The following is a 14,020-nucleotide window of genomic DNA, read 5'->3' on the forward strand; positions in this document are numbered from 1 at the left end:
GGGGGATAGGATTGAATAGATTCATTGGCCCGGTTGATTCTAATATGGTGAAAATTCCAGAAGGAAAAGTAGTATTAAGAGATGATCGAATTAAAAAAGAATGGCAAGTCCAAGTTAAACCATTTCTTCTAGCAAAGTACGTTGTAACGATGGAATTATATGATGCGATTGCGAATAATAAACCAAATTTATTCAAAGATAAAAATAAACCAGTTGTAAATATTTCATGGAATGATGCCATTATATTTTGTAATTTACTTTCCAAAAAAGCGGGATTAAAAGAATATTATTCTATTAGTGAAGATGGTCTAATTGTTAGTTGTAATTTAGATTCAAATGGCTACCGATTACCTTTTGAAGCAGAGTGGCAATATGCGTGTAAGGCAGGAACTACGGGATACATATATGGAGAACTGAAAGAGATTGCTTGGTATAATGAAAATTCAGATGGACGTATTCATGAAATCGGTAAAAAAAAGCCGAATGCATGGGGTTTGTATGATATGTTAGGAAACGTTTGGGAATGGTGCTTTGATTTGTATGATGAAAAGGTATATGGATCGTACCGAATTTTCCGAGGTGGTAGCTGGGCTGAAGCAGCTAGAGGTTGCGGTGCGACTTGTCGTCGCCGTAGTCATCCTACATTTCATATAGATGACCTTGGGTTTAGGCTTGCTAGGTCCATTTAGAAGAATAAGACAAAATACCTATAATTCTAATGACAACTTAGAAAAAGATTTAAATTAAGGAGTGTTTAAAGTGGCACGTGTTTTATTCGTTAATACTGGATCAGAAGGACATATAAATCCAACATTGCAAGTTGTAGAAGAATTAGTTTCACGCGGGGAAGAGGTAGTTTATTTTTCAATTGAATCTTTTAGAGATCGTATTGAAAAGACAGGTGCTACTGTACGAACAATTGACGAGCAAAAGTTTTTAAAAGCTTTTCTTTCTGGTGGTCGAAATTATTTATCAGAGAGAATAAATGGTCTTTTACATACGGCAGATGTTATTATACCAAATGTTCTTGAACAAATTGAAGGGGAACATTTTGATTACATCATTCATGATTCAATGTTTGGTTGTGGACATATAATTGCTCAAATTCTAAAGCTTCCAGCAATAAATTCCTGTACATCGTTTGCACAGGATGAAAAATCATTTGAACAAATGTTAGACCACTTGTCTAAAAATATCCCCGTGGAAGTTCAGGATAAGATACATAATGATTTTGAAAGCTTAACGAAGGGAATTGCAGAAAAATATGGTGTTGAAATAAACTCACAGTATGAAGTTTTCTGTAATCCAGCGCCACTTACTATTGTGTATACAATAAAGGAATTCCAACCTTTTGGAGATATGTTTGATGAAACATTTAAATTTGTAGGTCCATCCATCTCTACACAAATAAAAAATAAAGAGTTTGATATTACTACACTTGAAGAAAAAAGCCCGATTTACATTTCATTAGGTACTGTTTTCAATGAAGCGCTTGATTTTTATAAACTTTGTATGAAGGCGTTCGAGAATAGTGATCATACAATTGTGATGTCTATTGGTAATAAAACGAAAATAAGTGATTTAGGTAATATTCCTAAAAACTTCATTGTGAAAAACTATGTACCACAAACGAAACTACTCGCATATGCAAAGTTATTTATTACACATGGCGGAATGAACAGTACACATGAAGGATTATATAACGGGATTCCACTCATTGTAATTCCGCAAAGTGCAGATCAACCAGTAATCGCAAAGCAAGTGGAGAATCTCGGAGCTGGGATTAAGTTGTCTATGAAGGAATTAACTGAGGAACAACTACGTGAAAGTGTAGAAATCGTATTAAATAATCCTTCATTTAAAGAAGCAGCTTTGAATTTGAAGGAGTCTTTCCGAAAAGCAGGTGGATATAAGCAAGCTGTTGATGAAATTACTACATTTGCAGGCCAGTAATAATTAGAAAATTATACATGAGAAGAGTGTCTATATGAAAGGATATAGGCACTCTTCTGTTATATGAAGCGAAGAATCGATTGTTTTGAAAGGTTAAATATCTGCATTATAAATTTAGGCGATAGTTTTACGTGTTAGTAATGCTTTCACAGTTTCTGCGCAACTTCTGCACATATTTTAGTGATTTCTATGTCATGATATATTCGTTAAGTGAAATATTTCACAAGAAACGAAATATATTCTCACTATGGTGTATGAATAAATAACACATACATCGATACAAGATTGTCTCTTGTTATTCTTTTACATCGAAGCCCACATTACACTACAAAGTATAACAAGAAGGGGACAGGAACATGAATAATCGATTTTTAAAACAACTACAAAACATGAAAATGAACAAAAAAAGTCTAGGAGCTGTTGCATTAACAGCCGGAATTATTGGCACGACACTTATTCCTCAAAACGCATACGCACACGGTTTTGTTGAAAAGCCTGGTAGTCGATCTGCTTTATGTAGTCCAACTTATGGTGCACTAAATGTAAACTGCGGAAGTGTTATGTATGAACCACAAAGTTTGGAAGCTCCAAAAGGGTTCCCGCAAGCTGGCCCAGTTGATGGCCAAATCGCTTCTGCAGGTGGTAAATTTGGTGGTGTTTTAGATCAACAAATAGCTGATCGTTGGTTTAAAAATATAATCACAGGCGGGGAAAATACTTTTACTTGGAAATATACAGCGCCTCACTTAACGAGCAAATGGCATTACTATATTACAAAAAGAGGATGGAATCCAAATAAAGCGCTCACAAGAGCAGATTTTGAACCAATTGGAACTGTACTACATGATGGTTCTGCAGCCTCAAATCATTTAACTCACAAAATCAATGTACCTACTGATCGAAGTGGATATCATGTGATTTTAGCAGTATGGGATGTAGCTGATACAGCAAATGCATTCTATAATGTAATTGATATTAATCTTATCAATGATGTGAAACCAGATATAGAAGCTCCAAGTACTCCAAATGGAATTCAGACACAAAACGTAACAGCGAATAGTATAGAACTAACGTGGAACGCTTCTACGGATAATGTAGGGGTAAAAGGGTATCAAATCTTCCGTAACGGAGAGATGATTGATACAGTACCAGGAACTCATTTTATTGATAAAAAATTACAACCAAGTACAAAATACTCTTATACTGTAAAAGCTATTGACGCAGCTGGAAATGTCTCGAAAGAAAGTGCAATGCTTACAGTAAAAACAACAGTTGAGGCTCCTGATACAGAAGTACCAACACAACCAAAAGGATTACATAGTATGGGAACGACAGCGTCAAGCGTAGATTTAATGTGGAGTCCATCTGACGATAATATTGGTGTAGACCATTACGATATTTATAGAGAAACAGAAGGATTAATGAAAAAGATTGCAACATCTAATACGACTGCTTATATGGATAAAAATTTACTCTCTAATACGACTTATAAATATGTAGTGAAAGCTGTTGATGTAGCTGGAAATGAATCTGTACAGAGTGATATATTCACAATTACTACAAAAACTGAAAGCGCTTCATATGAAGGTTGGGATGCAAAGAAAGCATATGAAAAGGGAGATAGAGTTCTACACGAAGGAAAAGTATATGAAGCAGTCCAGAGCTATCAAGGAAATGGGGATCCAAACTGGATTTATGCCTTATCATTATGGAAAACAGTGTAAGCTTTACCTAGGTATGAACTAAGAGATAATGGGCTTTGATGCAAAAAGAAATCTTGAGAATTCACTTTTCTGTTTATAAAAAAGACGACGTTGAATACGTCGTCTTTTTTTCTAAATTTTACTTTCCTTCATTAAATGATGATAAGTCCCGTAATTAAACTAAAGTGTTATTTTCATAAAATAACGGGGAGGGAGAGATTTAAAGAAAAATCATAGTGTATGATTCTAAAATGTTTTTGAAAATGTATGGGCGAAATAAAAAGAACCCTGTATAAAACGGTTTCTTTTGCTGCGTTCATCTATTAATTACAATCTTGATAATATTCATCACACGAATCCTTATTATCGTTACAGCAAATACAAAATGTTTTTTGCACAAATAAACTAACTATACTAGTAGGACCTTCCTGTTTGGTAAAAGTAAGACTTTGAAAATCTTCAACTTGAAATATTTTTGTTTGAACAGGTTGTAATGTTGCAGTAATTGGGCGGCTAGATTTTCTTGTTAGAATAGTTACTTGAACGGGTGCACTCATCCCGACAACGAATAACTGAATTAATGTTTTATTATGATTGTTTGTGAAATCCTCAAATACAGTTTGTGGCGCGGTGGTTTCAAGGAAAACAGATAAAGGTATATTTCCATTTGCATTTTCTGCAGAACCAGTTATCGTATGAGTTTCAATAAAACAGTTATTTTTTTGATCGTTCGAATGCGATTGATTTTTATAATATTTTTTACCATCTTTATAAAAATAATTAGCCATAAATATTTTGCTCTCCTTTCTTTGGGATATCAATATATATTATTAATTAAAAGGAAAGAGTGCTTGTACAAAAGAATAATATCCGCTTTTGTAAAAAAAGAAATATATTTGAGGATGTTGTAGTTTCTAACTAAAAATAAGCACACATTAAAGTGTGCTCTAGATAAGAAAGGTAAGAATCTTATGAATGGAGAATCTCCATTCAATAACATATGCTTGTCTAATTTTAAGGTGAAAACTTTTTAACAAAAAAGTTATTCGGAAAATTTTCCTGTGATGATACAATTATATTTTTTGATTTTAGATGTTTGGAATTATGAATATCGAGATGAATTTTTAAAAAAATTATAGAAATTTAATTTTATTATAAATAAAGGAGCAGTTAGTCAAGTTTAACTAGCCGATACAGGAGGAGTAATCTAGATACATAGATATTATATTGAGTTATGTATTGTATTCGAGGGGGAATACAGAATGTGTACGTATTGGGAAGCGTATTTAAAGAATTCTTCGAGAAGCAAGAACGAAATAAAAGAGCGATTAGCAAAAGCTAACTGCTCCAAACAGGGATGTCATACTTGATGTATTTATAGTATTAACGAAATATCGAGTTTTATTCAAATGGAGAGAAGTAGGCTATTAACATGGAGATGCATAAATTCATATCCTGTAAGTAGTAAATTAATGACGGGATAGATTGAAAATGGATGATCCGATTAAGGAGATAGTTGGTGCTTGGTTTGTTGCAGTAGGGACAATTATTGCTGCAGTTGGTAGTACACCTTTTAAAAAATTGAACGACGAATTAAGAAGAGATTTAAACATATGGGGGAATGTATTACAGGCAACAGGGAACGGTCTGGAAGCTGATGGACAAGGGGAAATATCTCTTGAAAAAATCGGTAATGAAATCCAATCAATTGGTAATGTAACGGTTTTAACAGGACTCATTATAGAATTTGAAGATAATACACAAAAAAAAGTAGTGATTGCAGGGAATTGGATACAAGCATTAGGTGGTATTACAGCAATAGGTGGAGAATTAGAGGATAGTTCCGATATAGATGAATCGTATAACATTGCCGGGAATGTGTTACAAGCGACTGGAAATTCATTACAGGCAATAGGTGGAATTGATGAATTGAAAGCTAGTCGGGATAAAGTGGAGGGAATTTCGGAAGGCAATGAGGAGGATGGACAGATTATAGTAATTACGGGGAGCTGGATTCAAGCAGTTGGTTCTGTAGTTTCATTAATCGGTCAAATAAGAGAAGAAAGACAAGAGATAGTAGATAACAATTCATAGTGAGTTTAATAAAATAATCTTTTTAAAGTGAAAGCAAACAGAATATAGTGCGAATAGAAAACTAGAGAACGCCAATTCATTAAGGTTCTTTTTAGACTATGTATGCTAGGTTCTTTGCTTTCAAGTGAATAAGATACAGAAAGGTAACTATATGAATAAACAATATAGCCACCTTTCTATTATGATAACACTTTCATCATAAGTATATGTGGAATACCATCTTCCATAAATATATCAGAAGAAGTTTCGTAGCCTAATTTCCTATAAAATCCTTCAGCTTGTGTTTGCCCGTGTAATTTCACTTTTGTAGCTTGTTCATTACGAGCAATTTCTTCTAACATTTGAATGATGACTTTACCTAATCCATATTTACGATAGTCTTTTAAAATACAAATGCGTTCTAATTTTCCTGCGCCCTCAACAAATCGTATACGACCTGTACCTACAGGAAGCTCGTTATAATAAACTAAAATATGTTTACATTCCTCACCGATTTCATCGAATGTATCGAATTCATCTTCAAGAGGTACATTTTGTTCCTTTACAAATACTTCTTTTCGAATATGAAAGGCAGTTTCTAAATCTGTAAGTTCTGTTATGAGTTTGGAGTGCAAATTGTTCAGCCCTTTCTAGTGTGATGTGCTTTTGTTTTCATAGTATATCATAATGATACGCAATAAAGAGAAAATATAAAAAGCTGACTGTAAGAGTCAGCTTTCATTATAATTCCTTTATCCCATTTTTTGTTCCAATAATCGCCTTACTAGTCATATTAACAAACAACCCTGTTTCAACTACACCTGTAATCATTTTTAATTGAGTGTGTAAATTGGTAGGATTAGTTATGTTATGAGGGAATATACAATCAATAATCATGTTATTGTTATCGGTAATAAATGTTTCATTATTTTTTAAACGTAACGTTGTTTGACAACCTAAAGATTGAATTTTCCTTTCGGTTTGTTTCCATGAAAACGGTATAATTTCAACAGGTAATGGGAAAGTACCTAAATGTGTTACAAGTTTCGATTCATCAGCAATAATAATTAGTTCTTTGGAGGAAGTGGCAACAATTTTCTCGCGAAGTAATGCGCCACCACCACCTTTTATAAGCTGTAAATTAGCATCAATTTCATCCGCTCCATCAATTGTAAGATCAAGACTTTGTACGTCGTTTAACGAAATTAGAGAGATATTTAGTTGTTTAGCTAATACTTCCGTTTCTTTTGACGTTGGTACAGCTTGAAATGATAAGCCTTCTTTTACACGCTCACCTAATTTTTGTATCGTCCAATATACAGTAGAACCTGTACCAAGTCCAACTTTCATCCCATCTTTTACAAGGTTAGCAGCATACTCACCAGCGAGCTGTTTGAAATTTAGCATATCATTCTGCTGGACGTGGGCCTGCATCAAGACCTGAATTTTCTACTGTAAGTATAGGACGAACGACTATATCTTTATGTACGTGCATTTGGCATGATAAACGTAAGTGATCTTCAATTCCTTTTTCTGTAATCGCATTTTTTTCATTAGAACTGGCTTCACAAAACTCACCTGCTATAATTTCTACTCTACAAGTTGTGCAGCGTGCTTTCCCACCGCAGCGATGGAGAATGTGTACACCGTTATCTTCGATCGCTAATACTAACTTTGTGCCTTCTTTTACATCAAAAGTTCCCGCACCTTCAATTGTTAATTTTGGCAAATTTGTTCCTCCTCACGTAAAATTGTACATAACATATTTATGACCGCAAATTATTGAACATAAACATAATTTTTTTATATGCCCCGTAACTTTTTTATTTGTTTAATCGTTAATTAAGTAAGCGCTGAAAAGGAGTGGTTATTTTGTGCACAAAAGTAACTCAGATTTTAAAGAATCATATCGATATGAATCATTCAAATATAAACTTTTTAATTGAGCAATATGGAGAATTGAAAAGGTACTGTACATTTTTAACGAAAAACAAATGGGACGGCGAAGATCTTGCCCAAGAAACAGTTTGTAAAGTTATTCAAAAATATAGTAATAAAGATATTTGTATGACGCTTGTATATAAAATAGCTAGAAATCGTTGGTTAGACCAGATAAAATCAAAATCAGTTTATGAAAAAATAAAGGAACAAATTACTTTTGAAGACCCACAAGAGAACATTGCAGATTTGCATGAAATGGTAGGGAAAGTATTATCGTCATTAAATGTACAACAATCCACAATTTTTTTATTAAAGGATGTTTTTCAATATAGTATCGCTGATATTGCTAAAGTATGTTCCGTATCAGAAGGTGCAGTGAAAGCTTCTTTATTTCGGAGTAGAAATAGACTGAAAACTGTAAGTGAAGAAGGGATTGAGATAGTCGAATTCACAGATGACATTGAAGTTGTAGTAACTTCTATTCGGGAGGAAAAGCCGGAATTATTAACAAAACTTCTTCCTATAATAGATTTTACTAAGTTACCATCTAAACAGCCAGTCTTACAATTTAATGCGAAAAAACCTTCTTCCTACAGTTGTATGCTTTATGCGGCATAACAATTATTGGAGGGATTTAAAATGAATGCAATTCCATATGTAGTAGAACAAACGAAATTAGGAGAACGTTCCTATGATATATATTCAAGGTTATTAAAAGATCGCATTATTATTATCGGTTCAGAAATAAATGATCAAGTAGCGAGTAGTGTTGTAGCTCAATTATTATTTTTAGAAGCGGAAGATGCAGAGAAAGATATTTATTTATACATCAATAGCCCAGGTGGTTCAACAACAGCGGGTTTTGCCATATTAGATACGATGAATCTCATTAAACCAGATGTACAAACGCTATGCATGGGATTTGCAGCATCATTTGGTGCATTGTTATTATTATCAGGTGCAAAAGGAAAACGGTTTGCGCTCCCTAACAGTGAAATTATGATTCATCAGCCACTTGGTGGTGCGCAAGGCCAGGCAACAGAAATTGAAATAACAGCGAAAAGAATACTAAAGTTAAAGCGTGATATTAATAAAATGATTGCAGAAAAAACGGGGCAATCGATTGAAAGAGTAGCACATGATACAGAAAGAGATTATTTTATGACTGCTGAAGAAGCGAAAGAATATGGGATTGTAGATGATGTTGTTACGAAAAAATAAGATAAAAACAGGCTAGAGGATATGCGAACCCTCTAGCCTGTTTTTATTAATCTTTTACCCATTCATCAACTAGCGCTTGATTCTTCTTAATCCATTTTCGCGCCGCTTCTTCGGGATCTTTCGTTTTATTTAACTCGACCATTAATGTACCAAGCTGTTCATCGTTCATTTTCCATTTGTCAAAGTATTTTACAATATCCGGATAATCTTTTTCGAAACCTTTACGAACAGAGTAATAAATGTCATCTTTTTCACCATATACTTTCTTAGGGTCTTTTAAATATTTTAAGTCAAATTCTGAAAACCCCCAATGCGGATTCCAAAGCGTAACAGCGATTGGTTTCTTTTTCTTATATGCTTTCTTTAATTCACTCATCATCGCAGCTTCAGAAGATTGGACAAGTTTTAATTTAATATCATATTCCTTCATCGCTTTATTCGTTAAATTCATAAGACTACTACCGGGTTCGATACCGACAATTTTGTTATCTAGTTCATCTTTATGAGCATTTAAATCCTCAATACTGTTAATGTTTTTCACATAAGAAGGGACGACAAGGCCAAGGCCAGTACCTTCATACCATTTTGATTTTAAGACAATATCATCTTTATAACGAGCATTTAGCGGTTTATCCGTAACGGGTAGCCATACTTCTAAATTAGCATCAACATCACCACGAGCAACGCCAGTCCAAATTGCAGCTTTTTCTAAGTACATGAGCTCAACTTTGTAACCTTTTTGTTCTAATAAAACTTTCCACATGTTTGCCGTTGCAATGTTTTCTTTCCAACTTGTTACACCAAGTTTAATTTTTCCTTTCGAATTTGCATTTGTTGCATTACATGAAGAGAAAATCATAGTAATAAATAATGCAAGGCATATAAGCCATATTTTCTTTTTCATCGAAACCCTCCTAAGAAACGTTTGCCTTTTTAAATAAATGTATAAGTAAGCATTCTTATTATGAACGGAAACGCGAATTTTAAAGAAATCTTATGAATGTCATTTTTATGTAATATTTCTTTGTAAAATCGCAACACTATATGAATAGATGGGTAGAAAAGGAGTAGTGACATGGATAATACAAAGGTGCGTGTTGAAAACGTAACAAAAGTATTTGGGAAACACCCGCAAAGAGCGCTGTCTTTATTAAAAGAAGGAAAAAGCAAATCGGAAATTTTGAAAGAGACAGGAATGAACGTTGGTGTAAAAAAGGCAACCTTTGAAGTATATACTGGAGAGATTTTTGTTATTATGGGTTTGTCTGGTAGCGGGAAATCTACGTTAGTTCGGATGTTAAACCAATTAATTAAACCAACAGCGGGGCATATATACATAGATGGTGAAGATATCGCAACGATGGGAAAAGAAGAGTTACGAAGAGTGAGAAGAACAAAGATGAGCATGGTCTTTCAAAAGTTTGCTTTATTTCCGCACCGTACAGTGATACAAAATGTTGCATACGGGTTAGAGATACAAGGAGTTCCAGTAGAGGAACGGGAGAATAAAGCATTAGAATCGCTACAGTTAGTAGGACTTGATCATCATAAAGATAATTATCCTAGTCAACTTAGTGGCGGTATGCAGCAGCGTGTTGGAATCGCAAGGGCATTAACAAATAATCCAGATGTATTGTTAATGGATGAGTCATTTAGTGCTTTAGATCCACTGATTCGCAAAGAAATGCAAGATGAATTGTTAGAGCTACAAGATAAAATGGAGAAAACAATTATATTTATTACGCATGATTTAGATGAAGCGCTTCGAATTGGTGATCGGATTGCGTTAATGAAAGATGGAGAGATTGTTCAAATTGGAACGCCGGAAGAAATTATGATGAGCCCTGCCAATGAATTTGTTGAGAAGTTTGTTGCGGACGTAAATTTAGGAAAAGTAATTACGGCGGAATCTATATTAAAACGACCAGAGACTTTATTAATTGATCGTGGACCACGTGTAGCACTTCAGATTATGAGAAATGCAGGTGTTTCAACTGTATATGTTGTTAACAAAAAGTATGAGTTTTTAGGTATATTAACTGCGGATGATGCGAGTAAAGCCGTTCAAAAACAATGGCCAATTGCTGATTTATTACTAAACGATATTCCGCACGTGTATTTAGATACTTTACTGGAAGAAACATATGCAAAAATGGCGGAGATGAAATATCCGTTACCCGTAATTGATGAGAAGAAAAGGCTAAGAGGAATTATTAAACGCGAAAGTGTCATTCAAGCTCTTGCAGGTAACATTGAGGAAGAGGTGAAAGACGATGAATAGTATACCCCGTATTCCATTAGGGGAATGGGTCGACTCATTTGTTGCAAGTTTATATGAGCACCTTGAAGGCTTATTCCGAGGATTCTCTTATATTATCGGTGGATTCGTTGATTTACTCACTAATTTTTTAACAATAATACCAGCCATATTGATGATTATTATCCTTTGTTTCCTCATTTGGTACACAACGAGAAAAGTATCTTTAATTATTTTTACACTGATCGGTTTATTATTTATTTTAAATATTAACTACTGGGCACAGACGATGCAAACATTAGCACTTGTACTTACGTCTGTTATTATTTCAATTATTGTAGGAATCCCAATCGGAATTTTAGCATCTCAAAATGAACGCTTCTCAAATTTTTTAAAACCGACATTAGATTTTATGCAAACAATGCCGGCATTCGTATATCTCATTCCTGCGATTACATTTTTTGGAGTAGGTGTTGTACCTGGGATTATCGCATCAGTAATCTTTGCAATGCCACCGACAATTCGTTTTACTGACTTAGGAATTAGACAAGTTCCAGAAGATTTAATTGAAGCAGCGAATGCGTTTGGCTCTACCGCATCACAAAAATTATTTAAAGTACAATTGCCACTTGCAACTGGAACGATCATGGCTGGTGTGAACCAAAGCATTATGCTTTCTTTATCGATGGTAGTAACAGCATCTCTTGTAGGAGCACCAGGTCTTGGAGTTGATGTATACCGCTCTGTAACACAAGTTAATATCGGAATGGGATTTGAAGCCGGACTAGCTATTGTTGTCATTGCGATTATATTAGACCGCATTACACAAGGATTTCATCAAAAAAGAAGATAAAAGGAAAACACACTTTATTATACAAAGTGTGTTTTTTTGTTCAAAAAATTACATACGAACGATAACAGAACCGCCAGCTGGCGCACAAACTTGGTTTTGTTGTTGTTCCATTGATTTAATTAATTGATTATTTTCTTCGATTAATGAGATTAGTTTCGCTAATTGACTTTCAAGACTTGCGATACGCTGCATCATATATTGTGAATCATGATGCAGTTTATTTCTTACGGGATGGGGGGAATACACATATTGTTGATTTATATTTGGATTCCAGTGAGGATGCATTTAAATCTTTCCTCCTTCAATAAATTACGAAGCTTTCTTATAGTAAATGCCTATGTATAATTAATGGTCACTTGAAATTTTATTGTGATAAAAGGATTATGTACAGAAAATGAAAAATATTATATATGAAGTTAAAGTATATTTTGGGGAAATATTCAAGTGAGATAGTGAATATATTAATACATTCAAGTAAGTGTATGTTATTTAGGGAGAAACGATGGGAGGCGATGCAATTTTGACTAAAAATAAAAATAGAAATGATGCAATGGCGATAGGTGTCGGTATAGGGGTTGTAATCGGTGTGTTTCAAGGGTTTTTTACTAATAATTTAGTAATTGGAATTGTGATTGGAATCGTAATTGGGATTACGTTTTTGAAGAAATAATGAGTTGTAAATTTATTTAAAAAATCGCATCATTAAAAGAATGAATTTTCGGAATATAAATCCTGTTTTTCCTTTTTTTATGATATTATATATGGAAAGGTTGGTGATGGAAATGTATACAACAAATAATAGACAATGTTCATGGGTTGGAAATAAGAAGATGTGTTTAGACGAAGTTTTAGTAAAACAATATGGTGACATTGTGCTCGGTACATATGGTGGAAATATAAGCGCCGGAGCAAAAAAGAATGAAGATGGTGCGTTAGTTTGGTCAAATGGTGATTGGGAATTTGCAGCTATTTTAGATGGACATAATAGTGCGGAAAGTGTTGATTTAGTAGTAAATACAATCCAAAAGGAATATGAAAATATAAAAGTAATGATGAATGAATCGATTGATACAGTATTTCGATCTGTTGAAAATCATCTACTTACAATCTTTCAATCCTCTTCATTTAAGGAAAAGTGCCAAAGTATTAAAGGTGAAACAGCTTGCTTAATATGTGTAAGAAAAGAAAATTATATATGGTGGTTGTCTATTGGCGATTGCCTCATTTATGTATTTCATGAAGAGTTACATAAGTTAGGACAATATGCATTAAATCAACGTCATTTTTACGAATGGATTGGAAATGTAAACACTTTTGATTTAACCGTTCCTTGCTATTCAACAGGAATTCGTGAATTACGTGCTGGAAAGAATCGAATTGTCATGGTCACAGATGGGGTATTAGAATGCGGGGAACGTCATTATGAAACACCATTGAATCTGTATAATGATATGAATAGAAATAATATAGAACTTGAAGAAAGTGTTCATCATGTATTAGAGCACGTTCATCATCAATTCGGACGAGATAGTGCGACAATTATTAGTTGGGACGTTGAAAACAAAGAGAATGCTACGTATCCGAGTGATCAACCGGATAAAAGGTAAAGGAGGAGACATCACTGCTTTTAGCTAAAGGGATTTTATTAGTATTATGGATCATATTATTAGTTATTTTGGAAAAATTTATGAGGGAAAAATTAAATATACCGAAACAAACTGACTGGAATAGTAAATATGTAAACAACGCTCATAAATGGGGCACTAGGGCTCTTATCATTTCTTATATAATTGTAACGATGATATGTGCCACTTTAAATCCTATTTATATTAGTAATTTACCCATTTTATTTTTAATAATTTTATCCTGCTTTCAATCATATATGGAGTGGAAATATGATAAAGAATCGAGGGAATATGTCATTTCTTTAGGAACAGTTCCATTATTAATAATAACAGGAATTATGATTAATCATTTCTTTTATAACTATTGGATTTAATCATATGTGGAATGAATGGG

The 14,020-nt window shown here is 33.7% G+C and carries 17 protein-coding genes; 11 read left to right on the top strand and 6 right to left on the bottom strand.

Annotation, left to right across the window (positions count from 1 at the left end; genetic code table 11):
* The first annotated feature begins 11 nt into the window (after nucleotides 1-11).
* From JDS82_RS07510 to JDS82_RS07520, 3 genes are all read left to right on the top strand, one after another.
* Nucleotides 12-689, top strand: a complete 678-nt coding sequence (locus JDS82_RS07510) for a formylglycine-generating enzyme family protein (protein WP_001078764.1) — start codon at nucleotides 12-14, stop codon at nucleotides 687-689.
* 70 nt (nucleotides 690-759) lie between these two features.
* The gene (locus tag JDS82_RS07515) at nucleotides 760-1,953 is read left to right on the top strand and encodes a macrolide family glycosyltransferase (RefSeq protein WP_064460364.1); all 1,194 of its coding nucleotides are present in this window, start codon (nucleotides 760-762) and stop codon (nucleotides 1,951-1,953) included.
* Nucleotides 1,954-2,309: 356 nt separating this feature from the next.
* Complete coding sequence (locus tag JDS82_RS07520) at nucleotides 2,310-3,677, top strand: lytic polysaccharide monooxygenase (RefSeq protein WP_199712959.1); 1,368 nt, start codon at nucleotides 2,310-2,312, stop codon at nucleotides 3,675-3,677.
* A gap of 302 nt (nucleotides 3,678-3,979) precedes the next feature.
* On the opposite strand, the gene JDS82_RS07525 is transcribed toward JDS82_RS07520, so the two are convergent.
* Complete coding sequence (locus JDS82_RS07525; protein ID WP_064057134.1) at nucleotides 3,980-4,444, bottom strand: hypothetical protein; 465 nt, start codon at nucleotides 4,442-4,444, stop codon at nucleotides 3,980-3,982.
* Nucleotides 4,445-5,147: 703 nt separating this feature from the next.
* On the opposite strand from JDS82_RS07525, the gene JDS82_RS07530 reads away from it, so the two are divergent.
* Complete coding sequence (locus JDS82_RS07530) at nucleotides 5,148-5,750, top strand: DUF6944 family repetitive protein (protein WP_048560833.1); 603 nt, start codon at nucleotides 5,148-5,150, stop codon at nucleotides 5,748-5,750.
* Nucleotides 5,751-5,929: 179 nt separating this feature from the next.
* Here JDS82_RS07530 and JDS82_RS07535 read toward each other — a convergent pair whose 3' ends face one another.
* From JDS82_RS07535 to JDS82_RS07545, 3 genes are all read right to left on the bottom strand, one after another.
* The gene (locus JDS82_RS07535; protein WP_048560834.1) at nucleotides 5,930-6,364 is read right to left on the bottom strand and encodes a GNAT family N-acetyltransferase; all 435 of its coding nucleotides are present in this window, start codon (nucleotides 6,362-6,364) and stop codon (nucleotides 5,930-5,932) included.
* A gap of 106 nt (nucleotides 6,365-6,470) precedes the next feature.
* A complete protein-coding gene (rpiA, locus tag JDS82_RS07540; protein WP_199712960.1) occupies nucleotides 6,471-7,136 on the bottom strand; it encodes a ribose 5-phosphate isomerase A in 666 nt (221 codons plus the stop codon).
* Nucleotide 7,137: 1 nt separating this feature from the next.
* A complete protein-coding gene (locus JDS82_RS07545; protein ID WP_001125375.1) occupies nucleotides 7,138-7,458 on the bottom strand; it encodes a 2Fe-2S iron-sulfur cluster-binding protein in 321 nt (106 codons plus the stop codon).
* 143 nt (nucleotides 7,459-7,601) lie between these two features.
* Here JDS82_RS07545 and JDS82_RS07550 point away from each other — a divergent pair, with 143 nt between their 5' ends.
* Complete coding sequence (locus JDS82_RS07550; protein WP_199712961.1) at nucleotides 7,602-8,288, top strand: RNA polymerase subunit sigma-70; 687 nt, start codon at nucleotides 7,602-7,604, stop codon at nucleotides 8,286-8,288.
* 21 nt (nucleotides 8,289-8,309) lie between these two features.
* Nucleotides 8,310-8,891 carry an ATP-dependent Clp endopeptidase proteolytic subunit ClpP gene (gene clpP, locus JDS82_RS07555; protein WP_000991621.1) on the top strand — a complete coding sequence of 194 codons (582 nt, stop codon included), beginning with the start codon at nucleotides 8,310-8,312 and terminating at the stop codon, nucleotides 8,889-8,891.
* Between the two features lie 46 nt (nucleotides 8,892-8,937).
* Here the strand turns inward: clpP and JDS82_RS07560 are convergent, their stop codons facing one another.
* On the bottom strand, nucleotides 8,938-9,795 hold the full coding sequence (locus JDS82_RS07560; RefSeq protein ID WP_199712962.1) for a glycine betaine ABC transporter substrate-binding protein: 858 nt from the start codon (nucleotides 9,793-9,795) through the stop codon (nucleotides 8,938-8,940).
* A gap of 171 nt (nucleotides 9,796-9,966) precedes the next feature.
* Between JDS82_RS07560 and JDS82_RS07565 the strand changes: the two genes are divergently transcribed.
* On the top strand, nucleotides 9,967-11,172 hold the full coding sequence (locus JDS82_RS07565) for a quaternary amine ABC transporter ATP-binding protein (RefSeq protein WP_046954107.1): 1,206 nt from the start codon (nucleotides 9,967-9,969) through the stop codon (nucleotides 11,170-11,172).
* The gene (locus tag JDS82_RS07570; RefSeq protein WP_199712963.1) at nucleotides 11,165-12,001 is read left to right on the top strand and encodes an ABC transporter permease; all 837 of its coding nucleotides are present in this window, start codon (nucleotides 11,165-11,167) and stop codon (nucleotides 11,999-12,001) included. The genes JDS82_RS07565 and JDS82_RS07570 overlap by 8 nt, the downstream gene beginning before the upstream one ends.
* Before the next feature lie 48 nt (nucleotides 12,002-12,049).
* On the opposite strand, the gene JDS82_RS07575 is transcribed toward JDS82_RS07570, so the two are convergent.
* Nucleotides 12,050-12,286 carry a hypothetical protein gene (locus tag JDS82_RS07575; RefSeq protein ID WP_000553344.1) on the bottom strand — a complete coding sequence of 79 codons (237 nt, stop codon included), beginning with the start codon at nucleotides 12,284-12,286 and terminating at the stop codon, nucleotides 12,050-12,052.
* Between the two features lie 217 nt (nucleotides 12,287-12,503).
* Between JDS82_RS07575 and JDS82_RS07580 the strand changes: the two genes are divergently transcribed.
* From JDS82_RS07580 to JDS82_RS07590, 3 genes are all read left to right on the top strand, one after another.
* A complete protein-coding gene (locus JDS82_RS07580) occupies nucleotides 12,504-12,671 on the top strand; it encodes a glycine zipper domain-containing protein (RefSeq protein ID WP_064449442.1) in 168 nt (55 codons plus the stop codon).
* Nucleotides 12,672-12,783: 112 nt separating this feature from the next.
* The gene (locus JDS82_RS07585; RefSeq protein ID WP_074650819.1) at nucleotides 12,784-13,608 is read left to right on the top strand and encodes a PP2C family serine/threonine-protein phosphatase; all 825 of its coding nucleotides are present in this window, start codon (nucleotides 12,784-12,786) and stop codon (nucleotides 13,606-13,608) included.
* A gap of 68 nt (nucleotides 13,609-13,676) precedes the next feature.
* Nucleotides 13,677-14,000: a DUF4181 domain-containing protein gene (locus JDS82_RS07590; RefSeq protein WP_199712964.1), complete on the top strand. Its 324-nt coding sequence runs from the start codon at nucleotides 13,677-13,679 to the stop codon at nucleotides 13,998-14,000.
* Nucleotides 14,001-14,020: the final 20 nt, after the last annotated feature.

The organism is Bacillus cereus group sp. N14 (assembly GCF_016483555.1).
Taxonomy (GTDB): Bacteria; Bacillota; Bacilli; order Bacillales; family Bacillaceae_G; genus Bacillus_A; species Bacillus_A wiedmannii.

Excerpts from the sequence above, each read along its gene's own strand:
- JDS82_RS07520 (WP_199712959.1), top strand. The coding sequence starts at position 2,310 with ATGAATAATCGATTTTTAAAACAACTACAAAACATGAAAATGAACAAA.
- JDS82_RS07565 (WP_046954107.1), top strand. The coding sequence starts at position 9,967 with ATGGATAATACAAAGGTGCGTGTTGAAAACGTAACAAAAGTATTTGGG.
- JDS82_RS07575 (WP_000553344.1), bottom strand. The coding sequence starts at position 12,286 with ATGCATCCTCACTGGAATCCAAATATAAATCAACAATATGTGTATTCC.
- rpiA (WP_199712960.1), bottom strand. The coding sequence starts at position 7,136 with ATGCTAAATTTCAAACAGCTCGCTGGTGAGTATGCTGCTAACCTTGTA.
- JDS82_RS07525 (WP_064057134.1), bottom strand. The coding sequence starts at position 4,444 with ATGGCTAATTATTTTTATAAAGATGGTAAAAAATATTATAAAAATCAA.
- JDS82_RS07570 (WP_199712963.1), top strand. The coding sequence starts at position 11,165 with ATGAATAGTATACCCCGTATTCCATTAGGGGAATGGGTCGACTCATTT.
- JDS82_RS07585 (WP_074650819.1), top strand. The coding sequence starts at position 12,784 with ATGTATACAACAAATAATAGACAATGTTCATGGGTTGGAAATAAGAAG.
- JDS82_RS07580 (WP_064449442.1), top strand. The coding sequence starts at position 12,504 with ATGGGAGGCGATGCAATTTTGACTAAAAATAAAAATAGAAATGATGCA.
- clpP (WP_000991621.1), top strand. The coding sequence starts at position 8,310 with ATGAATGCAATTCCATATGTAGTAGAACAAACGAAATTAGGAGAACGT.
- JDS82_RS07530 (WP_048560833.1), top strand. The coding sequence starts at position 5,148 with ATGGATGATCCGATTAAGGAGATAGTTGGTGCTTGGTTTGTTGCAGTA.
- JDS82_RS07560 (WP_199712962.1), bottom strand. The coding sequence starts at position 9,795 with ATGAAAAAGAAAATATGGCTTATATGCCTTGCATTATTTATTACTATG.